The organism is Rhodopseudomonas sp. NSM (genome assembly GCF_052445935.1).
Taxonomy (GTDB): domain Bacteria; phylum Pseudomonadota; class Alphaproteobacteria; order Rhizobiales; family Xanthobacteraceae; genus Rhodopseudomonas.
Window position 1 is genome coordinate 745,574 of record NZ_JBQTCH010000003.1, and the last position, 23,727, is coordinate 769,300.

Consider the following 23,727-nt stretch of genomic DNA (forward strand, 5'->3'; position numbering starts at 1 on the left):
TCACGTGTCGCTTTGGTCGCGTCTCATTCCGATGGCAGTGCTCGCCTTCGGCGCCTGCGGCTCCGCAGTCGCGGAAACCATCGGCGTCGCGCCCGATCAGCCGCTGCAGGGCGTGCTGGATCGCGCCGCCGACGGCGACGTGCTCGAGCTCGCGCCCGGCAACCACAATGGCGCGATCACCATCGCGCGCCGCGTGGTGGTGTCCGGGCAGAAGGGCGCGGCGATCGTCGGCAACGGCCAGGGCAGTGTCGTCACCATCAGTGCGCCCGACGTGACGGTCCGCGGCATCACCATCAAGGGCTCGGGCCGCGACCTGCAAAGCATGGATTCCGGCGTCTTCCTGCAGAAGACCGCGGAGCGGGCGCTGATCCAGAACAATCGGTTCGAGGGCAACCTGTTCGGCGTCTATGTCCACGGCGCCAGCGGATCGCGGGTCGAGCGCAATGTGATCGAAGGCCTGCGCGATATCCGGCTCAACGAGGCCGGCAACGGCGTCTCGGTGTGGAACGCGCCGCACGTGACCATCGAGGGCAACACCATCCGTTATGGTCGCGACGGCATCTTCACCATCACCAGCAGCAAGGACCGTTTCATCAATAACCGTTTCGAAAATGTCCGGTTCGGCGTGCACTACATGTACACCAACGACAGCGAGGTTTCCGGCAATGTCTCGGCCGGCAATCACGGCGGCTACGCCATCATGTTCTCCAACCGCCTGAAGATCACCGGCAACATCTCGGATCGTGATCGCGACTACGGGCTGTTGTTCAACTACGCCAATCGGTCGGAGATCTCCGGCAACCACGTGATCGGTGGCGCGCTGAACAATGGCGGCAACGCGCGCGACGAGGCAGCCGGCGACGAGAAGGGCATGATGCCCGAACCGCGATCGGCCGAGCCGGCGCGCGAGGGGCCGCAGAAATGCGTGTTCATCTACAACGCCAACCACAACCGCTTCCACGACAACTGGTTCGAGCGCTGCGGCATCGGCGTGCATTTCACCGCCGGCTCCGAGGGCAACAGCGTCACCGGCAATGCTTTTGTCGGCAACCGCAACCAGGTGAAATATGTCGGCACCCGCGATCTGGACTGGTCGAAGGGCGGCCGCGGCAATTACTGGAGCGACAACCCGGCATTCGATCTCGATGGCGACGGCATTGCCGACACCGCCTATCGGCCGAACGATCTGGTCGATCGCGTGCTGTGGACCGCGCCGGCCGCCAAAGTGCTGATCAACAGCCCGGCGGTTCAGGTTCTGCGTTGGGCGCAGAGCCAGTTTCCGGCGCTGTATCCGGGCGGCGTAGTCGACACAAGGCCGCTGATCGCACCGCCGCCGAAACCCGCCGTGCCGGAGCGCGCGCCATGACGGCCAGCGTCAAGGTGACCGGCGTCGAAAAGAGCTTTCGCAGCGTCCGCGCGCTGCGGGGCGTGTCGTTCGAATTGCGGCCGGGGCGGCTAAACGCGCTGGTCGGCCACAACGGCGCCGGCAAGACCACGCTGATCAAGCTGATGCTGGGACTGATCCGCGCCGATCGGGGCGCCGTCGCGGTGCTCGGCGAGGATCCCGCCGCCGGTGAGTTTTCCGGACGACGTCAGCTCGGCTATCTGCCGGAGAATGTCGCCTTCAACGCCGCGTTGACCGGGCGCGAAACGTTGGCGTTTTATGCCCGGCTGAAGCAGGTCAAGCCTGCCAGCGCATGGCCGGTACTGGATCGCGTCGGACTCTCCGCCGCGGCGGATCGTCGGGTCGGCACTTATTCGAAAGGCATGCGGCAGCGGCTCGGGCTGGCGCAGGCGCTGCTCGGCCGACCGAAGGTGCTGCTACTCGACGAGCCGACCACCGGGCTCGATCCGGCGCTGCGCCAGACCTTCTATGAAATCCTGGACGAGTTGCGCGACGATGGCGCCACCGTGCTGATCTCGTCGCATGCGCTGAACGAGCTGGAGGATCGCGCCGAGCACGTGCTGATCATGAACCGAGGCTTGCTGGCGGCGCAGGGCACCATGGAGGAATTGCGCGAGATCTCGCAACTACCGATCCGTGTCGCGATCCTGCGCGAGCCGGGCGGCGCGCCGCCAGCCTGGGCGACGGGCGGCGACGCGGCGGCGCTGCGCGACGTCGTTCTGGTCGAGAGCAACGCCAGCAAAATGCATCTGCTGCGGCTCGCCGCCGCGGATCCGCGCGTGCGCGATATCGAAGTCACCGCGCCGACGCTCGACGATCTGTATGCGCACTTCCTGCAGCGCCAGGAGGACGCGGGATGAGGACGATCGTCATCATTGCCGCCAAGGAGATCCAGGAAGGCCTGCGCAACCGCTGGGTGCTGGCGACCACGCTGCTGCTGGCCGCGCTGGCGCTGTCGTTGTCCTTTTTGGGCAGCGCGCCCACCGGGCAAGTCGGCGCCGGCGCGCTCGACGTTGTGGTCGTCAGCCTGTCCAGCCTGACGATCTTCCTGGTGCCCTTGATCGCGCTGTTGATCTCGCACGACGCGGTGGTCGGCGAGATGGAGCGCGGCACCATGATTCTGCTGCTGAGCTATCCGGTCGGCCGCAGCCAGGTGATCCTGGGAAAGTTCGTCGGCCATGTGGCGATCCTCGGCTTCGCCACGCTGGTCGGCTACGGCGCCGCCGGGCTGGCGCTGGCGCTGACGGGCGCCTCGGTCTTGGCGGCGAGCTGGATCGCCTTCGCGGCGATGCTCGGCAGCTCGGTCCTGCTCGGCGCCGCCTTCGTGGCGATCGGCTATCTGATCAGCGCGCTGGTGCGCGATCGCGGCACCGCGGCCGGCGCCGCGGTCGGCGTCTGGCTGCTGATGGTGCTGCTGTTCGACTCCGCGCTGCTCGGGCTGCTGGTGGTCGACCAGGGCCGCGTCATCACCGCGCCGGTGCTCAACGCGCTGCTGTTTCTCAATCCGACCGACCTGTACCGGCTGAGCAATCTGGTCGGATCCAATGTCAGCCAGTTTTCCGGGATGGCCGGTCTCGCCGGCACGGCCCATATCGGCCTGAGCGCGCTGCTGCTCGGCCTCATCGGCTGGATCGTCGCCCCGCTCGGGCTGGCGATCCTGGCATTCGGACGGAGGGAGCTATGATGTTTCGAATCGTCTGCGCGATGCTGGCCGCCTTGGCGCTGGCGGGCTGCAATCAGGACGCCAGCGTCGGCAAAATGCCGCCGCCGGTGGCGCTGAACAGCGACGCGATGGGGGTGTTCTGCGGCATGAACCTGATGGAGCATCCCGGGCCGAAAGGGCAGATCATCACCGGGAGCCGGATCGATCCGTTCTGGTTCTCCTCGGTGCGCGACACTGTGGCGTTCACCCTGATGCCGGATCAGCCGCGCGACATCCGCGCGATCTATGTCTCCGACATGGCGAAGGGCAGCTGGGACGAGCCGGGCGCCGACAACTGGATCGATGCCCGCAAGGCGCTCTATGTGATCGGCAGCCGCCGACAGGGCGGCATGGGCGCCGCCGAGGCCGTGCCGTTCGCCGAGCCGGCCGCGGCGGAGGCCTTCGCGGCGGAGCATGGCGGCCGGATCGTGTCGTTCAAGGAAATCCCATCGTCCTATGTGCTCGGCAGCGACAGCGCCGCCGACCACAGCGGCGACCATCAGGCGCATTCCACCATCAACTGACGAGGCCGCCATGCCGCATTCTTCCCTGACGCGCCGGCGCATGATCGCGATCGCGGCGACCGCCCTCGGCGCGACAATGCTGGGCGGCGTCCGCGGCGCGCGGGCGGACCAGCCGTTGGGCTGGCAAGGGACGGCGCTGGGCGCGCATGCGTCGATCGCGATCTACCATCCGGATCGCGCCGTCGCCGAACGGCTGATCGCGCAGTGCGTCGCCATGGTGCGACAGCTCGAGCAGCAGTTCAGCCTGTATCGGCCCGACTCCGCGATCTGCGAGCTCAATCGCAGCGGCCTGCTGATCGGTCCCGATCCGCAGATGGTCGCGCTACTGCGCGCGTCGCGGCAGTTTGCAGAACTCACCAACGGCGCCTTCGATCCCACCGTGCAGCCGCTGTGGCGGTTGTATCAGGATCATTTTGCGGCAGAGCGTCCGGATCCCGATGGGCCGTCGCAGCCGGCGCTGGCCGATGCGCTCGCCAGGGTCGGCCATGACGGGCTGCGGGTCGGCACCGACCGCGTTGCGCTGATGAAGCGCGGCGCGGCGATCACGCTGAACGGCATCGCTCAGGGGTTTGCCACCGACCGCGTCGCCGAACTGCTGCGCGACGCCGGCCTGTCGACCACGCTGATCGATATCGGTGAAATCCGCGCGCTCGGCGCACGCCCCGATGGCCGACCGTGGCGCGTCGGGCTTGACGATGCCACGCAGCCCGGCGCCCTGACCGGCACCATCGATCTGGTCGACCGCGCCGTCGCCACCAGCGCCGGTGCCGGTTTCCGCTTCGACGACAGTGGCCGCTTCACCCACTTGTTCGATCCCGCCACCGGCCGCAGCCCCGCGCTGTATCGCTCGGTCAGCGTGATCGCCCCGACCGCCACCGAAGCCGACGCACTGTCGACCGCCTTCAGCCTGCTGCCGCCGGCGCGCATCAAGGCGATCATGGACAGGCGGCCGAATGTGGAGGCGCGGATCGTCGGAGCGGACGGAGAGCCGGTCGTGCTCGCAGCTTAGATCGTCGATGAGCGCATTCGGTCTGCGTCGACGAAGCTCCTGGTTCGGCCGCGGCGCGGCGGGTCTCCGCGTGCGTAGCATGACGACAGTCACACGGCCGTCAGCCGCCTGCCGTGCCTTGTTCCGCCGTCAGTGTTTCGCTGATCTGCCACAGCCGGCGGTTTGCGTCCGCGTCGAGCGCCTGGGCGGGGGCCGGAATGGTCCTGCGATCGCCGAAATACTGGCCGCTCACCTCGGCCAGTTCCGGTGCGTTGGCGAGATACAGCACGCGCCGCGCCGCCCGCTGCGCTGAAGGGATCGCCCAGCCCCCCAGCCGGGCGAACAGCTTCAGAAAGAACCCCTGGGCGCCATCGGTGCCGCCGAGGTTCGATTTGAAGACCCCCGGGAAAACGCAATTGACCGTCACGCCGCTGCCTTGCAGCCGTCGCGCCAGTTCGAAGGTGAAATGCAGGTTGCCGAGCTTGGACTGGCCGTAGCCTCGCATCATGCGGTAGGGGCGCCGCTCCCAGTTCAGATCGTCGAAATCGAGCGACGTGTCGATGCGGGTGCCGACATTGACGATCCGCGCCGGGGCACTGGCTTTGAGAAGATCCAGCAGCAGATTGGTGAGGAGGAATGGGGCGAGGTGGTTCACCGCCATCGCGCACTCGATCCCCTGCGGGCTGAGCCGCCGCTCGGGGAAGGCGCTCCCGGCATTGTTCACCAGCAAGTGCAGGTGTTCGAAGCGCTGCTGCACGGCTTGCGCCATTGCGCGGATCGCCGACTGGTCGGCCAGATCGGCGACGAACAGATGCAGATCGTCATTGCCGGTGGCGGCGCGAATGTCCTCGATCGCCTTCTCGCCCCGTTCGCGGTCACGGACCACCAGGCCGACGCGGGTATTCTCCGCCGCCAATGCCGTCGCGATGGCTTTGCCCAGACCCGAATTGGCTCCGGTGACCAGGGCGGTTCGCTTAGTTGCTTGGTATGGATGCATCGAGCTGGCCTCCGGGACTCGGCGGGCAAAAGGTCGCACAGGCGGCTGAGGTCGGTCGACGGTTGGCGAACGGTCGGCCGGATTTGCCGATGAGATCATAGCAGGTCTCGAGACCGGACCCTCAATTTAGGAACAACGGTGCCTCGGTGTGTTTGTCTGGGAGATGAACACAAGCGGAGGTACGAGATGAAGGCGCTGACCTGGCACGGCAAGAGCGATATCCGGTGCGAAAGCGTGCCCGATCCCAAGATCGAACATGGACGGGACGCGATCATCCGGGTCACCGCGTGCGCGATCTGCGGTTCCGATCTGCATCTGTTCGACGGCGTGATGCCGTCGATGAAGAGCGGCGATGTCGTCGGTCACGAAACCATGGGCGAGGTGGTCGAGGTCGGCGCCGACAACAAGGCGCTCAAGGTCGGCGACCGCGTCGTCGTGCCGTTCACGATCTCCTGCGGCGAATGCTTCTTCTGCAAGCGCGGCTTCTTCAGCGGCTGCGAGCGCTCCAATCCGAACGCCGAGCAAGCCGCGAAACTCTGGGGCCATTCGCCCGCCGGTCTGTTCGGCTATTCGCATCTGCTCGGCGGCTTCGCGGGCGGGCAGGCGGAATATCTGCGCGTACCTTACGCCGATGTCGGTCCGATCAAAGTGCCGGACGGGATGACCGACGAGCAGGCGCTGTTCCTGTCGGACATTTTCCCGACCGGCTTCATGGCGGCCGATTTCTGCGATCTGCAAGGCGGCGAAACCGTTGCGATCTGGGGCTGCGGGCCGGTCGGGCAATTCGCCATCAAGAGCGCGTTCCTGCTCGGCGCCGAGCGCGTCATTGCGATCGACACCGTGCCGGAACGGCTGGAGATGGCCCGGGCATCCGGCGCGATCACGATCGACTTCAAGCAGGAGGACGTCTACGACCGCATTCAGGATCTGACCCATGGCCGCGGCGCCGACGCCTGCATCGACGCGGTCGGCACCGAGCCGGAGACCACCTCCGGTTTCGACGCCGTCGTCGATCGGATCAAGGTGGCGACCTTCATGGGCACCGATCGGCCGCACGTGCTGCGGCAGGCGATCCATTGCTGTCGCAATTTCGGGACGGTGTCCATCGTCGGCGTCTATGCCGGCCTGCTCGACAAGATCCCGATGGGTTCGGCGATCAATCGCGGGCTGACGTTCCGCATGGCGCAGACACCGGTTCAGCGCTATCTGCCACAGTTGCTGCAGCGCATCGAGAAGGGTGAGATCGACCCGACCTTCGTCATCACCCACCGCGCGACGCTCGAGGAGGGTCCCGAGCTTTACAAGACGTTCCGCGACAAGAAGGACGGCTGTATCAAGGTGGTGATGAAGCCCTGAGGCTCAGCCTTCTTCGAGCGCCAGACCATAGATGATCATGCAGGCGCCGGGCGGGCGATTGGTGATCAGCCGGGCCGCGGTCTCGGCGATCGTTCCGCGATAGACGCGGGTCTCCGGCGAGCCGAGGCTTTCGACGATCGCCGCCGGCGTTTGCGGGCTCATGCCGTGGGCGATCAGGCGTTCGACCAGTGCCGGAAAGGTCGCCTTGCCCATATAGATGCAGGTCGTCGCAGCCGGATCGGCCAGCGCCGCGATGTCGAGATCGCCGGGCAGGCGACCGTCGACATCGTGGCCGGTGACGAGCTGGACGCGGCGGGCGACGCCGCGTTTGGTCAGCGAAGCGCCGATCGCCGCGGCGGCGGCGGTCGCGGTGGTGACGCCGGGGACGATCTCAATAGCGATGCCGGCGTCGCGGGCGGCGCGTAGTTCCTCGTCGGAGCGCGCGAACACGGCAGGGTCGCCGGCCTTCAGCCGCACCACGCGCTTGCCCCGCCCGGCATGGGCCACGATCAGCCGGCTGACCTCGTCCTGCCGCGGCGACGGGTGTCCGGCGCGCTTGCCGACGGCGACGAGTTCGACGTCCGGCTTGAGGAACGACATGAAATCCTCGCCGGCCAGATCGTCGTACAGCACGACGTCGGCTTGCTGCAGGCGCTTGACCGCGCGCAACGTCAGCAGATCGGCGTCGCCGGGGCCGGCGCCGACGAGAGCGACGCTGCCAGGGGTGAAGTGTGAACTCGAAGTGGCCGGCATCAGCTGGCAAGCTCCTGCGCGACGTCGATCAGGTGAAAGAACGTTCCGGTGACATGACCGCGGCGGCTTCCCGTCTCACCGCTCGGCGAGCCGGCTGCGTCGCGGATGTCTGCGAGCGGGTCGTCGGCGACGCCGAGCACGCGGGCGTAGTGATATTCGTGGCCGCGCAGCACGCAGCCGGCCGAATGCCCCGCGGCCGGCGTCTGCAGGGTCGCGACGCGATAGCCGAGATTCAGCTTGCGCTGGGCGAAATCGGTTTCGAGGCCGAGGAGTCCCACCATCGCGTGGCGATGGCCATCGGCGTCGATCAGGCCTGCGCCGAGCGTCATGTAGCCTCCGCATTCGCCGTGCACCGGGCGCGTGTCTGCAAACTGCGTCAGGGCCGACTTGAAATGCGTCGCCGCCGCGAGCGTGCCCGCGTGAAGTTCGGGATAGCCACCCGGCAGCCAGGCGGCGTCGCAAGTATCATCGGGTCCTTCGTCAGCGAGCGGCGAGAACGGCACGATTTCGGCGCCGGCGGCGCGCCATCCGGCGAGCAGATGCGGATAGATGAAGGAGAAGGCGTCGTCGCTGGCGAGCGCGATGCGCTGGCCTGGAGGGGTAATGCGCGGCGTCGCCGCGGCGTCGTACTGTGACGGAGCGGCGGCGCGTTCGAGCGCGTCGAGGTCGATGCCCTGTTCGGCGAGTGCGGCCAGTGCAGCGAGCCGCGCGTCGAGCTGCGTGTGCTCGCGTGCCTGCACCAGGCCGAGATGGCGGTTCTTGATCGCGCTGCCGGCATGTCGTGCGAGCGTGCCCAGCACAGGAATGCTCTGCGTCGTGAAGCCGGCGCGGACCAGCGCCTCGTGCCGCGCGCTGGCGACGTTGTTGAGGATCACGCCGGCCAGCATCACGTCGCTCCGGTAGTTCGCGAAGCCGAGCGCCAGCGCAGCGGCGGATTGCGACTGGCCGGCGACGTCGATCACCAGCACCACCGGCCATCCGGTCGCCGCGGCGATATCGGCGGTTGCGCCGTTGCCCCACGCGCCTGTCGTGCTGCCGCCGTCGAACAGCCCCATCACGCCTTCGGCGATGCAGAGGTCCGCGCCGGCTGCCGCCTCGAGCAACGCGGCGATCCGGCCGCGCGAAAAGGCAAAGGAGTCGAGATTGTAGCTGGGCCGCCCGGCCGCGGCGGCGTGGAACGCGGGGTCGATGTAGTCGGGGCCGCATTTGTACGGCTGCACGATGCGGCCGCGGCGGCGCAGCGCGGCGAGCAGTGCCAGCGTTACGGTGGTCTTGCCGCTGTTGGTCGACGGCGCGGCGATGATCAGCCCCGGCGGTCTGCGCGGCGTGGTAGCGCTCAGGACGCGATCAGTCGCGGGCACGATCGTCCTCCGCGGAGCGACGGTAGCGCCGGTCGTAGTCCATACTGTAAAGCGCGCTGTCGCGAAAGTCGGTCGCCGCCAGCGATGGCCCGACCAGGATCAGCGCGGTGCGGTCGATGCCGGCTTCCGCGACCTGTGCCGCGATGGTCGTCAGCGTGCCGCGGATGATCTGCTCTTCAGGCCAGCTCGCGCGGACGACGACGGCAACGGCACAATCGTCGCCGTAATGCGGGCGCAGTCTTTCGACGACGTTCTCGATCACGTGGATCGACAGATGGATCGCCAGCGTCGCGCCGGTCGCCGCATAGGCCTCGAGGTTCTCGCGAGGTGGCATCGCGGAAGCGCGGCCGGAGGTGCGCGTCAGCACCACGGTCTGCGCGACTTCCGGCAGTGTCAGTTCGCGGCCGAGCGCCGCCGCAGCGGCAGCGAAGGACGGCACGCCGGGCGTGACGGTGTAGGGGATGCCGTGGGCCTCGAGCCGGCGGATCTGCTCGCCCATCGCGCTCCACACCGACAGGTCGCCGGAGTGCAATCGCGCGACGTCGTGGCCGGCCTCGGCGGCGGCGACGAATTCTTTGGTAATCGCGTCGAGGTCGAGCGGCGCGGTGTCGACCACGCGGGCGCCGGGCGGGCACAGCGTGATCAGCTCGCGCGGCACCAGCGAGCCGGCATAGAGGCAGACCGGGCAGCGCATCACCAGATCGCGGCCGCGCACCGTGATCAGGTCGGGCGCACCGGGACCGGCGCCGATGAAGTGGATCGTCATGGGGTGAGTTCCTGGATGGCGACGGCGGCGGTCGCCTGGCGGTCGGTCGAAATCAGCCGCGTTACGGCGAGGCGTGCGGCCGGGCCCGCCGCGGCGAGCGCCGCGGCTTCGCACACGCTGCCGACGCCGCGGGCGCGCGCGACGCGCGGTGAGTTGGTCGCGATGCGATCGGCGGCGCTCCGGATCGCCGCCGCGCTGATCGCGAGGCAGGGCAATGCGGCTTCCGTCGCCGCTGCGATCAACGGCGGATGCACGGCTTTGTCGTCGGGCACCGCGAGGTGCGTCGGCCGCGCGGGCACAGCGGCGCGGCGCGCAGCCGCGATCACTTCGGCGATCGACGCCTGCGGGGCGGTGGCGCGAAATCCAATGCCGATCACGACCCGCGTCATTTGCGGACGCTCCATTGCACCACCGGGATCGCGGCGCGCCAGGCAGTGAGCCCGCCGACCGGCGCCGCGCGTTCGACGCCGAGCCGCAGCAACTCGCCGCCATGGCGGCCGTGCCAGCCGATCAGCAGCGCCTCGGTTTCCAGCGTCACCGCGTTGACGACCAGCCGTCCGCCGGACGGCAGCGCCTGCCACACCGCGTCGAGAACGCCCGGCCGCCCGGCGCCGCCGCCGATGAACACGGCGTCCGGCGTCGGCAGGTCGGCGAGCGCTTCGGGCGCTTGCCCAAGCCTGAGATCGAACTGCGGCACGCCGAGCGCGTCTGCATTGGCGCGGGCAATCGCCAACCGATCGGGCCGCGCCTCGATGCCGATGGCACGATTGCTACGCGCCGCCAGCAGCCATTCGATGCCGATCGAGCCCGACCCCGCGCCGATATCCCATAACAACTCGCCGCCGCGCGGCGCCAAGCTCGACAGCGTCACCGCGCGGATCGCGCGCTTGGTGAGTTGGCCGTCGGTCTGGAACAACGCGTCCGGCAGGCCGCTTGCGTGTGGGATGATCATGGCGCCGGGCTGCGCGACAACGTGGATGCCGATCGCGACGGGGGCTGCGACGTCGGTGAGTGCAAAGTCGGCGGCGGTGGTGCGTCGGATGCGTTCGCGCGGCCCGCCCAGCGCTTCGAGCACGGCGATATCGGAGGTGCCAAATCCCGACGCTTCCAAATAGGACGCGATCTGTGCGACGGCGGCGCCGTCGCGGACCAGCACGATCAGGCGCGCGCCGGACCGCAGATGCGGCCGCAACGTCGTGAGCGGCCGCGCATGCAGGCCGAGCGCGACCGTCTCTTCCAGCCGCCAGCCGAGTCGCGCGGCGGCCCACGAGAACGTCGACGGTGCGGGCAGGGCGGTCCATTCGGTGGGTGCGAGATGCTCCGCGAGCACCGCGCCTGCGCCGTGCCAGAACGGATCGCCCGAGCACAGCACGACGACGTTGCGGCCGCGCTGCGCCAGCACCTCGGGCAGCGACGCCGCGAACGGCACGCGCCATTGCAGCGTCGGCCGGCCGAATGCCGCGACCATCGCCAGATGCCGCTCGCCGCCGATCACGAGATCAGCCTTCGCCACCAGCGCGCGTGCTTTGTCCGACAGGCCCGCGACGCCGTCCTCGCCGATTCCGACGATGGACAGCCACGGCGTCGGCGTGTCATCGGTGGCCGTCATGACGCTCCACTCCGCCCAGCGCCTGCGCCTGTTGATCCTCGGCGGCACCGCCGATGCGACGCGGCTTGCGACGGCGATCGCCGCGGAGCCGCGCATCGAGGCCGTCCTGTCGTTTGCCGGTCGCACCGACAATCCCAAGCCGCCGCCGATCCCATGGCGGGTCGGTGGCTTCGGCGGCGTGCGCGGATTGATCGATTACTTGCGCGCGGAGCGGATCGATCGCGTCGTCGATGCCACGCATCCGTTCGCAGCGCAGATGAGCCGCAACGCCGTCGCGGCTTGTGATGTTGCCGGCGTGCCGCTGCTCGCACTCGAGCGCGCGCCATGGCAGGCGGGTGAGGGCGATCGCTGGATCGAGGTGGACGATCTGGTTGCGGCGGCGCAGGCGCTCGGCGAGGCGCCGCGCCGGGTGTTCCTCGGCACCGGCCGGCAGCATCTCGATGTGTTCGCCGCGCAGCCGCAGCATGCTTATCTGGTCCGCCTGGTCGACCCGCCGCGCGCGGCGCTGCCGTTTCCGCAGGTCGAAATCGTGGTGGCGCGCGGGCCGTTCGACCGCGCCAGTGATCGGGCACTGCTCGAAGCGCACCGCAGCGAGATCGTGGTCGCCAAGAATGCCGGCGGCGATGCGGCGGTGGCCAAGATCGAGGCGGCGCGCGACCTCGGCCTGCCGGTCGTGATGGTCCGGCGTCCCGCTGTGCCTGCGAGGCTCACGGCGACCACGGTCGCCGAAGTGATGGCGTGGCTCGGTCATGACGGCGCCTTCAGCGAGCGCGGCGTGTAGACATAGCTGCCGCCGTCGGCGCGGGGGATGAGGCGCGTCTGCGACGAGCCGATCATCACCACGGTGCGCATGTCGGCACGGCCCGGAAGCGCATCGGAGAGCGGTACGACGTCGATGCGCTGGTGAGGCTCGCTGACGGCGGTGGCGAAGATCACCGGCACCGACGCCGGATGGATGCTGCGCAGCAACTCGAAGGCGCGGTCGAGCTGCCATTGCCGCGCTTTCGAGATCGGATTGTACAGCGCGATCACGAAGTCGGCTTCGGCAGCCGCGCGCAGCCGCTTCTCGACGGTCTCCCACGGCTTGAGATTGTCCGACAGGTTGATCGCGCAGAAATCATGGCCGAGCGGCGCGCCGATCCGCGCCGCAGCGGCGAACATCGCGCTGATGCCGGGCAGCACCCGGATGTCGAGATCGCGCCAGGCTGGATCGCCGGCCTCGATCGCCTCGAACAGCGCCGCCGCCATCGCGAACACGCCGGGATCGCCGGACGACACGATCACCACATGCCGACCCTCGCTCGCGAGCCGAAGCGCGAACGAGGCGCGATCGATCTCCTCGCGATTATCGGAAGAGTGCCGGCGGACATCGTCGCGCGCGGCGACGCGGGCCACATAGGGCGCGTAGCCGACCAGATCGGTCGCGGCGTCGAGTGCGGCCGTGACTTCCGGCGTGATCAGCTCCTGCGCGCCCGGGCCGAGGCCGGCAACGACGACCGATCCCGTCATGGTCGTCGTCCCTGTCCATGGACGAGGATCATCGAGAAGTAGGGCGCCTGATCGTCGGGCTTGTCTGCAAGCCGCATCACCGTCTCGCCGGCCATCGCGCCGCGTTCGACATAGACCGCGCGGTCGATCAGGCCGGCGGCTTCGAGCGAACGCCGGACCTTGGGAAGATTGCGGCCGAGCTTCATGATGACGATGGCGTCGCCGGTCTTCAGCGTTTCGGCGAGCCGTGTCGCATCCAGTGTTGCGGGCACGACGCACAGCACGTCGTCGCCGTAAGTAATCGGCGTGCCGCTCGCGGTCCAGCACGCCGCCATGCCGGAGATGCCGGGGACGACGACGACCGGCACGTCGCCGATCAGCCGGGTGTAGAGGTGCATGAACGAGCCGTAGAGAAACGGATCGCCCTCGCACAGCACCACCACATCGCGGCCTTGCGCGACATGCGCCGACAGCCGCGCAACGCAGTCCTCGTAGAAGCTGCGCAGGGTCGCGGCGTAAGCCGGATCGTCGAGCGGGATTTCGGTCGTCACCGGATAGTCGAGCGGCTCCTCGACGACGCCGTCGGCGAGCAGGCCGTCGACGATGGTGCGGGCATGGCCGGTGCGGCCGGCCTTCCTGAAGTAAGCGACGACCTTGGCGGAGCCGACCAGCCGCGCGGCGCGCACGCTCATCAGGTCCGGATCGCCGGGGCCGACGCCGACGCCATAGACGGTCGGGCGGGTCATTCGACTTCGCTCGCCAGCGCGTTGATCGCCGCCGCCGTCATCGCGCTGCCGCCGCGGCGGCCGCGGACGATGACGCAGGGTGCGGGGGCCGCTTCGAGCAAGGCCTCCTTGGATTCCGCCGCGCCGACGAAACCGACCGGAATGCCGATGATCGCAGCAGGCCGCGGTGCGCCGGGTTCGCCGAGGATTTCGAGCAGCCGGAACAGCGCGGTCGGCGCGTTGCCGATCGCCACCACGGCGCCGTCGAGCCGCTCGCGCCACAATTCGAGCGCGGCGGCGGAACGCGTGGTGCCGAGTTGCGCGGCGAGTGCGGGCACGCGCGGATCAGTCAGCGTGCAGAGCACCTCGTTGTCGGCCGGCAGTCGCTTTCGGGTGACGCCGTTGGCGACCATCTGCGCGTCGCACAGGATCGGCGCACCGGCCTGCAGGGCCGCGCGGCCGGCAGCGACGAGGCCCGGCGTGAAGACGATGTCGGCCGCGACGTCGACCATGCCGCTGGCGTGAATGATCCGCACCGCGACGATCTCTTCGTCGCGATCGAAGCGATCGAGCTGCGCCTCGGCACGGATGATCGCGAAGGACTGCCGATAGATCGCGTCGCCGTTGGTTTCGTAGGAGTAGCTCATCGCACCGCCTCGCGGATCGGCTCGGCGGTCGGTTGTGCCGGCTGGTCGAGCCAGGGCGCGATGGTGAGGCCGGCCGCGAGCGACAATTGCGTCAGCACCGCGCGCGCGGCCGCCTCGTCGCTGCCTTTGCAGAGCGAGGCCAGCCGGCGCAGCGTCGAACGCGGCAGATTGGACATCGCGTCGAGCCGCGGGTCGGGCTGATCGGCGATGACGGCGAGGGCGATCCGCCGGTCCCGCGCGACCGCGGTGAGGGTGTCGATGCCATCGCGCCATTCTTCGGCGCTATGCGCCAGATGGATCAGCATGCCGCGCGCCGCCACGGCTGCGGAGAGAAAGTGCTGATCGATCGAAAGCCGCGCGAGGTTTGCGAGATAGAGCTTCGGCAGTGTCTGGCCGGCGTTGGACCACGCGCGCGCGTAGCGTGCGAGCTCGGCGTCGGAGAGCGACACCACCACGAGATCGGCGGACAAAGGGGAGCAGTCGGACGCGTCGAGGGCGTCGGGCCCATCGGAGCGAACAATCGAGAGCGGCATCGTGCCAAGTCCGTCGGTTGACCATCGCGCGATGCGATGATGCGAAACCGGCGAACGGACCTGCACTCCGAACGGCCGAACTTCACCCCGGAACATCCCGCCCGGAATGGCGTCAATCAGCAGGCGACGGCAGGTCTCCTGGCTCACGGGTCACGGCCAGCGCAGCCTTCCCGGGCGTCTGCCCAGTGGCGTGTTGCGATGGCTCGCCGTTCACAGTTGCGGGAGCAGCTTCGGCTCCGTCATCATCCCGCGCAGGGCGATGACTTCCGATATTCCCTCTTAGTCCCGTCCGAAGACAGGAACCGTCGGCAGCGCGATGTTTGGTCCGAAAACGCAGATGAGTCAATCGAGCTTGCGTCGCGCAGAAGCCGGCCAGCACGCAATAAAATCGGCCCGCGCTTGCGCTGGATCAAGACGGTTCGGCCCGGCTGCGGCAGCGGCCGGTTGCGAGCACGGCCGGTCAGCCGCGATCGCGTTTGTGTCTAGCGCCCGCCGCGGCCTTCTCGGCTGCCGCGCGCAGCAATGCGGCGGCCCGGAACGGGGCGTGGACGGCCTTCGAGAACGGCAGCACGACGAAGAACCCGAAAACCAGACCGAGATGACCGGCCAGCAGCAGTCCCATCGCCGGCGTCTCGCGGAACGCCAGCACCGCAAGGCCGCTGAGGGTGACCAGGCCGAGAAGGACCAGGAAGGCGACGTTGAGTGCGACTTCGGTCCGGTCGGAAGGCTCGGTGTCGGCGCAATGTTCGACCCAGAGCAGCCCGGCGATGCCGGCCAGCATGGCGACGCCGCCGACGAGGCCGAGCAGCACCGGCAGGCTGCCGAGCGGATAGGGCGCTGCGACGCCGAGCGCGTGATGATACATCGCGGCCGAGACCGTCGACAACAAGGTGCCGGCGAAGCCCGCGACCATGACGTGGTGAAACAGCCGGCGGCGATGCGAGGTGCGCTCGCCGATGTCGTTGCAGCCCGGTCCGCCACCGCCGAGATGGCGCAGCGTGACGATGTCGCGCATCGCGGGCCCCAGCGCGCGCAACAGGGAGCCGGTCGGGACATCCGGTGCGATCGTGCGCCAGAACCGCAGCGTCGCCAGTCCGATACACGCCACTGCCCACAGCAGCGACGCGCCGGCGGCGCCCGCCATGATCGACCACGGCAGCACGCGATAGAACGCGCCCTCGCTGTCGTCGGCGCCGAACAGCGCTGCAGGCGGACGGGCCACCAGCACGACGACGAGCGTGGCGAGCACGATGACGCCGACGATCGCCGCGATTCCCGCGACCGGCGAGCCGAAGGCGCGGCCGAGCACGGGCGGCCACAGATGGTCGGCATAGGAGCGCCGACGGACCGCGGCGAGCGTGGCGGGGAGATTGATCGCGAACGGATGCGGCGGCGTGTATTGGCACGCGTACCAGCAGCCGCGGCAGTTGTGGCAGAGATTGGAGAGATAGTTCAGATCGCTCAGGTCGAACTTGTGCTTGTCGTCGATCGCCGGAAACACCGGGCACAGGCCGTCGCAATACATGCAGGCGGTGCAGAGCCGCAGCACGCGCTCGGCTTCGGCAGTCAGTTCGTCGGTCGACACATCAGCCGTGGACATGACGCGCCGCCTCCGTTCCGGCAAGCCGCCCGAACACCGCCGCGAGTGTGAGGCCGAGGCCAGCGAGATAACCGTGTCCGATCACATTGGCCGCCATGATCATGCCCGCCGCGAACAGAGTGTCGTTGCGGCGATCGTCGGCCCAGACAATTCGCATGTGGTCGTCGACCGCGACGCCGTAGTGCACGAAGGTGACGCCGGGGCGCATCGGGTAGGCGGCGAACGGGGCCGTCGTGATCTCGCGTGCGCCTGCGGGCAGTGCGGCGTTGAAGGCGTTCACGCTGTGCGCGAGCGCCGCCGGATCGAGACCGAGCGCGGCGGCGAGGTCGTCGATGGTCGCGCCTGTGATCGGCGGAAAGGCCTGCGGCGCCGCCCGCCGCAGCCCATCGGCGTCGAGGATCAGATAGGCCGTCTGACCGGCGCAGGCGGCGATCCGCGGTCCCCAGCGGGCATAGTGGGTCGGCTCGGCGCCGGCGCCGGTGGCGTCGATCCGCGTCGCCGAACCATCGACCGCCATTCCATACGGGATCGCGGTGATCCGGGTGACAATGCCGCCGTCGAATCGTGGTCCGCGCGCATCCACCGCCACCATGTGGCAGATCGTCGGATCGCCGGCGGTGCGCGCGCCGGCCGCGATCAGATCGGCCAGCATGTGCCCGTTCGCGTAGGGTGTGCCGCGGACCATGAAGCCGTCGGCGGCGTCGCCGTAGTGGGATCGCAGCCAGGCCGGATCGGCGCCGGCGCCGCCCGCGCAGACCACAATGGTGCGGGCATCGATCGGCGACGGGCCTGAAGGCGCCGTCGTGCGTTCGATGCTCCAGCTGCCGTTCGAGGATTGCCGTGACAAACGAGCTTCGCTGTCGGTGCTGATCTCGACTCCGATGTCGGCCGCCGTGGCATAGAGCGCGTTGATCATCGCCTTGCCGCCACCCAGCGGAAACACGGTGCGGCGGGAATAGGGCACGACGCCGACATGCGGCTCCTGCAGCGGAACGCCGTTGGCCATCAGCCATGCCGTGATCGTTTCCGACTCCGCGACAAGACGCTGGGCAAGGCACGGACTGGAGTCGCCCTGGGTCACGCGGGCGAGGTCATCGAGAAATTCGTGCGCGGTGTAGGCGTCGGGCACGTAGCGTGTAGGGGCTTCGTGCACGACGCGGAAATTGCGGGCATGGCGGGCATTGCCGCCGCGGAACGCGCTGGGAGCGCACTCCAGCAGACGAACCGAGACACCGGCGCGGCGTGCGGCGATCGCTGCGCACAGCCCGGCGAGACCGCCTCCAATCACAACGACATCCCACGTCGAACTCAATTCACCGCGACTCCCGACGGACTTCGTCGATTGAGATTTGCCGCCGCCGGGCTCGCCGGTTCCGGTCGGCGCGACGCTTGCTCAATTCGTCTTAGGACCCGCGCTGAACCACTTGTCAATCGCGCCGATGCTTGCGCCTGACGGGACGTCGTGCTTTTCTGGCTTCATCTTCCCAAGCCTCTCTTCGTCGTGACGGTCGCGGCTCTCCGGCCGACGAGAGCGCACGAGCGACATCAGTCATGCGCAAGATTCTTCTGATCGGAATGGGCCCCGGCGGCCCCGATTTCCTCACCGTGCAGGCGATCGAGGCGCTCAATCGCGCAACCGTGTTCTTCCTGCCGGACAAGGGCGCCGAAAAGGCCGAACTGCGCGAAGTCCGCGAACAGATCTGCCGGCGCTTCATCACCCAGCCGGATTATCGCTTCGTCACCATCGACATCCCGCAACGCGACGCGCCCGCGGACGATTATCGCGCGACCGTCGACGACTGGCATGCGCAGATCGCCGCGCGCTACCGGCAGGTGCTGATCGACGAGCTTCCCGACGATGGTTGCGGCGCGTTCCTGGTCTGGGGCGATCCGACGCTCTACGACAGTTCCTTGCGAATCCTGGATCGGCTGCGCGCGGAAGGGCTGCCGATCGAATACGAGATCATTCCCGGCATCAGCGCCGTGCAGGTGCTGACGGCGCGGCATCGCATCCCGCTCAACCGCATCGGCGAGTCCGTCACGATCACGACGGGCCGGAAGCTCGGCGCGGCCGGGCGGGTCGCCGAGGATACGGTGGTGATGCTGGATGGCGACGAGACCTTCGCCAAGATCGACGCCGGCGACACTTATATCTATTGGGGCGCCTATCTCGGCATGAAGGACGAGATCCTGATCGCCGGCAGACTCGCCGATGTCGCGGCTGAGATTCAGCGCGTCAGGCGCGAAGCCCGCGAGGCCAGGGGCTGGATCATGGACGCCTATCTGCTGCGGCGTTCCGACGGCGGCGCGTAGCGCGTCTTCAGAGTTTCTGCGGGCGATTGGAGCGTCTCAAAGCGCTACAGACTTTCGTCGCGTGCGCTCCGTCGTGCGCGCTCAGCGCGGTATTCGGGCACCAAAGAATATTCTTGACGCATGAAATTCACTGCGCGGCGTCGCGCCGGGCAGACGAATCCGGACGTTTGCCGGTATTCGCGGGGCTGCGTCGATGCGCTTAGTTAGCACGCAGAGACGCTCCACCGAGTTAGTTTGGAATTAGTATAGCAATAGTCTGATCAAAACTTGCGCAGAAGATGCATTTTTGAATTTGAGGCGGCAGGAGCGAGACAGTAGGCTCTGGCTGTTTCGACTCCACAGAGAGCCGCGGGACACTATTTGCGACGCCGGTTTCTCGTTCTTTCCTCGAGCTATCCAGAGACCCATGAGCGTGAACATCATTTTCGGCTCCGACGCCGGAGCCACGAAAGCGGTTGCGAACCGCATCGCGAAACACACCAATGGTCGGGCGATCGATATCAAGGCCGCGAGCGTTGCTGATTTCGAGAATTGCACGTTGCTGATTCTCGGATCGCCGACTTACGGCGCCGGCGATCTGCAGACCGATTGGGAGGCTCATCTCGACAAGCTTCAGCAGGCCCGGCTGACCGGAAAGAAAGTGGCGCTGTTCGGCACCGGCGACCAGGTCAGCTATCCGGACTGCTTCGTTGATGCGATGGGCGTTCTGTACGATCTCGTCACCGAGCAGGGCGCGACCGTGGTGGGGTTCACCCCGACCGCGGGCTACGACCACACCGGTTCGCGGGCGGAGCGGGACGGTCAGTTCGTCGGATTGCCGCTGGACCAGGACAACCAGTCATCCAAGACCGAGAAGAGGATCACCGAATGGGTCGGTCGGCTGAGCTGAACAGCGCGACGCTGCAGATCTTCAATCATCATCTGTACGAGCTCTCCAAGGGGATGCGGCCGTTGGCGCTGATGACCATGACGGTCGAGGCCGCAGCGCCGGTGATCGCGCGCCTGCAGGGGCGGGGCATTGCGCACTACGTCCACGAGGCGTGCCCTGATCGGGTGAACGTGGTGTTCGGCAGCAGGCTGGCCGTCAAGGCGGTCCGCCGCTTCCTGGTCGGGCCGCTGTGCGAATTGACGGCCGAGCACGATTTCATGCTCGGCATCCTGCTCGGCTACGATCGCGAAATGCAGTGCGAGCGTTTTCTCGGCCGTTGCGGGGACGCGGTCGAGACGGAGGCCCCGCTCGCAGTGACTTCCGAAATGCCGCTGGCGCTCGCTGCGGATCGCAACGCGCTGGCGCTCTAGCTCAATTCGCGGCGGCCGGCATCATCCATTCCATTCGGGATGAGGATGGCAAGGACGTCGCCGTCGCGCCTGGGCCGCGTCCGCCGATTGGCCGCGGCCCGGCACGCGTGCTCAGTTCAGATGATGCACCGCTTGCCGCCCGTAGACCAGCGTCGGGACGCCCTCCATCCGTGCCTTGAGCTGCAGCGCCAGGAACTGCGAGTAGTGCCGCGACTGGTGCAGATTGCCGCCGTGGAACCAGAGTCCATCCTGCTGGGTCGGCTTCCACATGTTGCGCTGCTCGCCTTCCCATGGACCGGGGTCCTTGGTGGTGTTCGAGCCGAGTCCCCAGACTTTGCCGACCTTGTCGGCGACGTCCTGCGAGATCAGATCGGCGGCGAAGCCGTTCATCGAGCCGTAGCCGGTGGCGTAGACGACGAGATCGGCTGGCAGTTCGGTGCCGTCGCTGAGGATCACCGAATGTTCGGTGAGCCGGGTCAAGCCGACATTGCTTTTCAGCTTGATACGGCCGTCGGCGATCAGGTCGCAGGCGCCGACATCGATGTAGTAACCGGAGCCGCGGCGCAGATATTTCATGAACAGGCCTGAGTCGTCGTCGCCGTAGTCGAGCATGAAGCCGGCGGCTTCGAGTCGCCTGTAGAAGTCGGCGTCGCGTTCGCGGATCGCGTTGTAGACCGGGATCTGGAATTCGTGGAGGATCTTGTAGGGCAGCGAGGCGAAGATCAGATCGGCCTTCGCCGTGGTAATGCCGTTCTTCACGGCCTGTTCGGAATACAGCGCGGAGAGTCCCAGCTCCATCAGCGAGTCGGACTTCACGACGTGGGTCGACGAGCGCTGCACCATGGTGACGTCGGCGCCGGCCTCCCACAGCGCCGCGCAGATGTCGTGCGCGGAATTGTTGGAGCCGATCACCACCGCCTTCTTGCCCTTGTAGGCGTCCGGGCCGGGATGCTGCGAGGAATGGTGCTGATCGCCCTTGAAAAGATCCATGCCCTCGAAGTTCGGCATATTCGGCTTGGCCGACATGCCGGTGGCGAGTACCAATTGCTTCGGCGTCAGGGTGATCTCCTGGCAATCGCGCTCGACCACCACGGTCCATTCCTGCTTCGCTTCGTCATACGAAGCGCGCTTGCACACCGTGGAGCCCCAATAGTTCAGCTCCATCACCTTGGCGTACATCTCCAGCCAGTCGCCGATCTTGTCCTTCGGGGCGAACACCGGCCAGTTCGGCGGGAACGGCAGATAGGGCAGGTGGTCGTACCAGACCGGATCGTGCAGGCAGAGCGACTTGTAGCGCTTGCGCCAGCTATCGCCGGGCCGCTCGTTCTTCTCGATGATGAGGGTCGGCACGCCGAGCTGGCGCAGCCGCGCAGCGAGTCCGATGCCGCCCTGGCCGCCGCCGATGATGACGCAATAGGGCTGGCGGCTGATGCCGAGTTCGGCGGCCTCGGCGTCGCGCTCCTCCTTCCAGGTCTTGCGCGTCGGATCGACGCCGTGCCTGGCGCCCATCGGGCGATCGAAGCCGAGCGGCTCCTCGAAGCCCTTCAGCTCCGCCATGGTGGTGAGCAGCGTCCAGATCCGTCCGTCTTTCAGCCGCAGATGGCCGAAGCCGCGCGCCACCGCGGTATCGAACTGAATCCAGCTTTCGACGATGCCGTCGGCTTCGGTGGCGTCTTCGCCGTCCGCAATCCGCCAGTTCGATGGACGCGTATCGGCGAGCCGCGCAGCGAGCATGTCGCGAACCTGGTCCTTGCCCTCCATCGTCTTGATGTTCCAGGTGAAGGCGACGAGGTCACGCCAGTAGCAATCGGTCTGAAACAGCTCGACCGCGCGGTCGGGATCGTTGGCGCTCAGCGCTTCATCCAGCAGGGCGAGCAGGGTCGTGACTTTGCCGTTCGGCGCGGTGTCGAGCATGATGTCCTCCCGTTGATAGTTGTCGCGACGTGACGCTGCGGTCTCGTTGCGCCGATCCTATCACCGCGCGCCGGGAGTGCGAGCGCGAAGCGGGACGATGTTGAATTCGTGATGATGCGTAGTTGTGCGCCGCACTCAGTGCGGCGCCGCAGCGGTCCGGCGACGCCGGCGCTAGCCCCAGCTCTGCAGCTTGCGAAGCTGCGGCGTCTTCTTGTGCTGGTGGTCGGCCATCCGGCCGAGCAGGGTGTCGAGCTCGGTGATCGCCTTGAACAGATAGGGCCCCTTGTTGAGCATCACGCATTCGGCGCGCGCCGCCATCGCCGCGTCGGTCATCTCGCCACGCGAGGGCGTACCCTTCTTGACCAGTTGTTCGAGCACCTGCGTGGCCCAGATCACCGGGATGTGCGCGGCCTCGCCGAGCCACAGAATTTCTTCCTGCATCTCCGCGAGGCGCGCGAAGCCGATCTCGACGGCGAGATCGCCGCGCGCGATCATCACCGCGGTCGGCTGCTGGCCCGCCGCCTGCACCAGAATGTCGGGCAGGTTGGCGACCGCCTCCGGCGTCTCGATCTTCAACACCAGCGACAGCTTGCGCCAGTCGTCGGGCCTGCGTTCGGCGAGCGCCGTCTGCAGCGTCTCGACGTCGGCGACCGATTGCACGAAGGAAAACTCGATGCCGTCGGCATGTTCGGCGACGAAATCGAGGTCGGCGCGATCCTTGGCGGTGAGCGCCGGGATATCGAGCAGCGTGTCCGGGAAGTTGAGGCCTTTCTCCGGCTTCAACCGCAGGCCCTTGTCGGAGGTCGAGGTGACGCGCCCGACCAGGCCCCACGGCGTCTTGCGTTCGATGCGGATGCAGAGCTTGCCGTCGTCGACGAACACCCGTGCGCCGACCGCGCTGTTGATCAGCGGGTCGCTCAGGGTGCATTCCACCGCGAAGTGATCCTCGGCGACATCGATGCGGTGCAGCGCGCCGGCGGCGACGATCGCGATCAGGTCGCCGGTGAGGATGCGTTCGCGCCCCTCGGGCGCGCGCGCGGCGCCAGTGCGGATCTTCGGACCGGCGATGTCCATCAGGATCTTCATCCGGTGTCCGGTGGACTCTTCGGCGACGTGCAGGTGGTTGATCATGCGCTGCCACGCATCGGCATCGTCGTGGGCGCAATTGATCCGCACCGCCTCGACCTTGCGCTCGGCGAGCCGCAGCATGAACGAGGGATCGTCGGCGGCTTCGCTCGGGCAGGTCACGAGCAGCGCGGTGGCGCGGCCGCTCGACGGCGCGCCGAACAGTTCTTCGCTGCGCTCGGCGAGGTTGTGCTCGCCAGCGAAGAATTGCCGCGACGAAGGGCGCAGCGCCTCCGGCTCTCCGCTCATCGCGGCCAGCGTGGCGCGTACGGCGAGCAGCGTCGGCGTCACGCGGCTTTCCAGCCGCCCGAGCGACGACAGTCCAAGCGTCATCAGTGAGTGCTGGAGCGGCCGCAGATCGTGCCGACGCAGCGCCAGATAATGCGCGAGATTGGCGGCGCTGGCGGCGAAGCCGGGTCGTTCGATCCGTTCGGCCCAGGCGGCGATGCGCGGCCGGCTGTCGGCCTCGATCTCGGCGATCAGCCGGTCGAGTTTCTGCTTCAGGCGGACGATCTCGTTCGACATGGGGCGGCTCTTGAATGCGGGCGGTGGAACCATCGACCGCCAAACAGTTCGTCTAGGGGCCGTCGATGTAACTCCTGTGACAGAGGTGCAGCCACCG

Annotated in this window: 24 protein-coding genes and 1 riboswitch; of the genes, 10 read left to right on the forward strand and 14 right to left on the reverse strand. The window is 67.8% G+C overall.

The genetic code is table 11. The features are described from left to right. Nucleotides 1-4: 4 nt before the first annotated feature. Genes ACTZWT_RS11785 through ACTZWT_RS11805 form a run of 5 tightly spaced genes read left to right on the forward strand, consistent with a single transcriptional unit; the run spans nucleotide 5 to nucleotide 4,640 of the window. Nucleotides 5-1,366, forward strand: a complete 1,362-nt coding sequence (locus tag ACTZWT_RS11785) for a nitrous oxide reductase family maturation protein NosD (RefSeq protein WP_444769846.1) — start codon at nucleotides 5-7, stop codon at nucleotides 1,364-1,366. Then, nucleotides 1,363-2,265, forward strand: a complete 903-nt coding sequence (locus ACTZWT_RS11790; RefSeq protein WP_444769847.1) for an ABC transporter ATP-binding protein — start codon at nucleotides 1,363-1,365, stop codon at nucleotides 2,263-2,265. The genes ACTZWT_RS11785 and ACTZWT_RS11790 overlap by 4 nt, the downstream gene beginning before the upstream one ends. Next, nucleotides 2,262-3,089, forward strand: coding sequence for an ABC transporter permease subunit (locus ACTZWT_RS11795; protein WP_444769848.1), 828 nt, complete (start codon nucleotides 2,262-2,264; stop codon nucleotides 3,087-3,089). The genes ACTZWT_RS11790 and ACTZWT_RS11795 overlap by 4 nt, the downstream gene beginning before the upstream one ends. Beyond that, nucleotides 3,086-3,631: a nitrous oxide reductase accessory protein NosL gene (locus ACTZWT_RS11800; RefSeq protein WP_444769849.1), complete on the forward strand. Its 546-nt coding sequence runs from the start codon at nucleotides 3,086-3,088 to the stop codon at nucleotides 3,629-3,631. Before ACTZWT_RS11795 ends, ACTZWT_RS11800 begins: the two co-directional genes overlap by 4 nt. A gap of 10 nt (nucleotides 3,632-3,641) precedes the next feature. After that, nucleotides 3,642-4,640, forward strand: coding sequence for an FAD:protein FMN transferase (locus tag ACTZWT_RS11805; protein WP_444769850.1), 999 nt, complete (start codon nucleotides 3,642-3,644; stop codon nucleotides 4,638-4,640). A 100-nt stretch (nucleotides 4,641-4,740) separates the two neighbouring features. Here the strand turns inward: ACTZWT_RS11805 and ACTZWT_RS11810 are convergent, their stop codons facing one another. Then, nucleotides 4,741-5,616: an SDR family NAD(P)-dependent oxidoreductase gene (locus tag ACTZWT_RS11810; RefSeq protein WP_444769851.1), complete on the reverse strand. Its 876-nt coding sequence runs from the start codon at nucleotides 5,614-5,616 to the stop codon at nucleotides 4,741-4,743. Between the two features lie 186 nt (nucleotides 5,617-5,802). On the opposite strand from ACTZWT_RS11810, the gene ACTZWT_RS11815 reads away from it, so the two are divergent. After that, nucleotides 5,803-6,972, forward strand: coding sequence for a zinc-dependent alcohol dehydrogenase (locus ACTZWT_RS11815; RefSeq protein WP_444769852.1), 1,170 nt, complete (start codon nucleotides 5,803-5,805; stop codon nucleotides 6,970-6,972). 3 nt (nucleotides 6,973-6,975) lie between these two features. Here ACTZWT_RS11815 and cobA read toward each other — a convergent pair whose 3' ends face one another. Genes cobA through cbiE form a run of 5 tightly spaced genes read right to left on the reverse strand, consistent with a single transcriptional unit; the run spans nucleotide 6,976 to nucleotide 11,461 of the window. Continuing rightward, nucleotides 6,976-7,725 carry a uroporphyrinogen-III C-methyltransferase gene (gene cobA / locus ACTZWT_RS11820; protein WP_444769853.1) on the reverse strand — a complete coding sequence of 250 codons (750 nt, stop codon included), beginning with the start codon at nucleotides 7,723-7,725 and terminating at the stop codon, nucleotides 6,976-6,978. After that, entirely contained in the window at nucleotides 7,725-9,086 is a 1,362-nt protein-coding gene (locus ACTZWT_RS11825; protein WP_444769854.1) for a cobyrinate a,c-diamide synthase, read from the reverse strand. The genes cobA and ACTZWT_RS11825 overlap by 1 nt, the downstream gene beginning before the upstream one ends. Continuing rightward, complete coding sequence (gene cobM / locus ACTZWT_RS11830) at nucleotides 9,073-9,852, reverse strand: precorrin-4 C(11)-methyltransferase (protein ID WP_444769855.1); 780 nt, start codon at nucleotides 9,850-9,852, stop codon at nucleotides 9,073-9,075. The genes ACTZWT_RS11825 and cobM overlap by 14 nt, the downstream gene beginning before the upstream one ends. Continuing rightward, on the reverse strand, nucleotides 9,849-10,241 hold the full coding sequence (locus tag ACTZWT_RS11835) for a cobalamin biosynthesis protein (protein ID WP_444769856.1): 393 nt from the start codon (nucleotides 10,239-10,241) through the stop codon (nucleotides 9,849-9,851). Before ACTZWT_RS11835 ends, cobM begins: the two co-directional genes overlap by 4 nt. Next, nucleotides 10,238-11,461, reverse strand: a complete 1,224-nt coding sequence (cbiE, locus tag ACTZWT_RS11840; protein WP_444769857.1) for a precorrin-6y C5,15-methyltransferase (decarboxylating) subunit CbiE — start codon at nucleotides 11,459-11,461, stop codon at nucleotides 10,238-10,240. The genes ACTZWT_RS11835 and cbiE overlap by 4 nt, the downstream gene beginning before the upstream one ends. Here cbiE and ACTZWT_RS11845 point away from each other — a divergent pair. Next, entirely contained in the window at nucleotides 11,460-12,242 is a 783-nt protein-coding gene (locus tag ACTZWT_RS11845; protein WP_444769858.1) for a cobalt-precorrin-6A reductase, read from the forward strand. The genes cbiE and ACTZWT_RS11845 overlap by 2 nt on opposite strands. Here the strand turns inward: ACTZWT_RS11845 and cobJ are convergent. The 6 genes from cobJ to tcuA all read right to left on the reverse strand — a co-directional run bounded on the left by cobJ (nucleotide 12,209) and on the right by tcuA (nucleotide 17,766). Beyond that, complete coding sequence (gene cobJ, locus ACTZWT_RS11850) at nucleotides 12,209-12,970, reverse strand: precorrin-3B C(17)-methyltransferase (protein WP_444769859.1); 762 nt, start codon at nucleotides 12,968-12,970, stop codon at nucleotides 12,209-12,211. The genes ACTZWT_RS11845 and cobJ overlap by 34 nt on opposite strands. Next, nucleotides 12,967-13,695, reverse strand: coding sequence for a precorrin-2 C(20)-methyltransferase (locus ACTZWT_RS11855; protein ID WP_444769860.1), 729 nt, complete (start codon nucleotides 13,693-13,695; stop codon nucleotides 12,967-12,969). The genes cobJ and ACTZWT_RS11855 overlap by 4 nt, the downstream gene beginning before the upstream one ends. Further along, on the reverse strand, nucleotides 13,692-14,321 hold the full coding sequence (locus tag ACTZWT_RS11860; protein WP_444769861.1) for a precorrin-8X methylmutase: 630 nt from the start codon (nucleotides 14,319-14,321) through the stop codon (nucleotides 13,692-13,694). The genes ACTZWT_RS11855 and ACTZWT_RS11860 overlap by 4 nt, the downstream gene beginning before the upstream one ends. Next, nucleotides 14,318-15,001 (reverse strand): hypothetical protein, encoded by a 684-nt coding sequence (locus tag ACTZWT_RS11865; RefSeq protein ID WP_444769862.1) that lies wholly within the window; start codon nucleotides 14,999-15,001, stop codon nucleotides 14,318-14,320. The genes ACTZWT_RS11860 and ACTZWT_RS11865 overlap by 4 nt, the downstream gene beginning before the upstream one ends. After that, a riboswitch (cobalamin riboswitch) is annotated at nucleotides 14,966-15,176 on the reverse strand. Its footprint overlaps the gene before it by 36 nt. Nucleotides 15,177-15,314: 138 nt before the next feature. Continuing rightward, nucleotides 15,315-16,454: a tricarballylate utilization 4Fe-4S protein TcuB gene (gene tcuB / locus ACTZWT_RS11870; RefSeq protein WP_444769863.1), complete on the reverse strand. Its 1,140-nt coding sequence runs from the start codon at nucleotides 16,452-16,454 to the stop codon at nucleotides 15,315-15,317. After that, entirely contained in the window at nucleotides 16,441-17,766 is a 1,326-nt protein-coding gene (gene tcuA / locus ACTZWT_RS11875) for an FAD-dependent tricarballylate dehydrogenase TcuA (RefSeq protein WP_444769864.1), read from the reverse strand. The genes tcuB and tcuA overlap by 14 nt, the downstream gene beginning before the upstream one ends. Before the next feature lie 239 nt (nucleotides 17,767-18,005). Here tcuA and cobF point away from each other — a divergent pair, with 239 nt between their 5' ends. From cobF to ACTZWT_RS11890, 3 genes are all read left to right on the forward strand, one after another. Continuing rightward, the gene (cobF, locus tag ACTZWT_RS11880; RefSeq protein WP_444769865.1) at nucleotides 18,006-18,767 is read left to right on the forward strand and encodes a precorrin-6A synthase (deacetylating); all 762 of its coding nucleotides are present in this window, start codon (nucleotides 18,006-18,008) and stop codon (nucleotides 18,765-18,767) included. Nucleotides 18,768-19,173: 406 nt separating this feature from the next. Beyond that, nucleotides 19,174-19,656 (forward strand): flavodoxin FldA, encoded by a 483-nt coding sequence (gene fldA / locus ACTZWT_RS11885; protein ID WP_444769866.1) that lies wholly within the window; start codon nucleotides 19,174-19,176, stop codon nucleotides 19,654-19,656. Next, a complete protein-coding gene (locus tag ACTZWT_RS11890; protein WP_444769867.1) occupies nucleotides 19,635-20,066 on the forward strand; it encodes a DUF2023 family protein in 432 nt (143 codons plus the stop codon). Before fldA ends, ACTZWT_RS11890 begins: the two co-directional genes overlap by 22 nt. Nucleotides 20,067-20,177: 111 nt before the next feature. On the opposite strand, the gene ACTZWT_RS11895 is transcribed toward ACTZWT_RS11890, so the two are convergent. Next, complete coding sequence (locus ACTZWT_RS11895; protein WP_444769868.1) at nucleotides 20,178-21,980, reverse strand: NAD(P)/FAD-dependent oxidoreductase; 1,803 nt, start codon at nucleotides 21,978-21,980, stop codon at nucleotides 20,178-20,180. A gap of 171 nt (nucleotides 21,981-22,151) precedes the next feature. Then, on the reverse strand, nucleotides 22,152-23,630 hold the full coding sequence (locus ACTZWT_RS11900) for a pyruvate kinase (RefSeq protein WP_444769869.1): 1,479 nt from the start codon (nucleotides 23,628-23,630) through the stop codon (nucleotides 22,152-22,154). Between the last annotated feature and the right edge of the window lie 97 nt (nucleotides 23,631-23,727).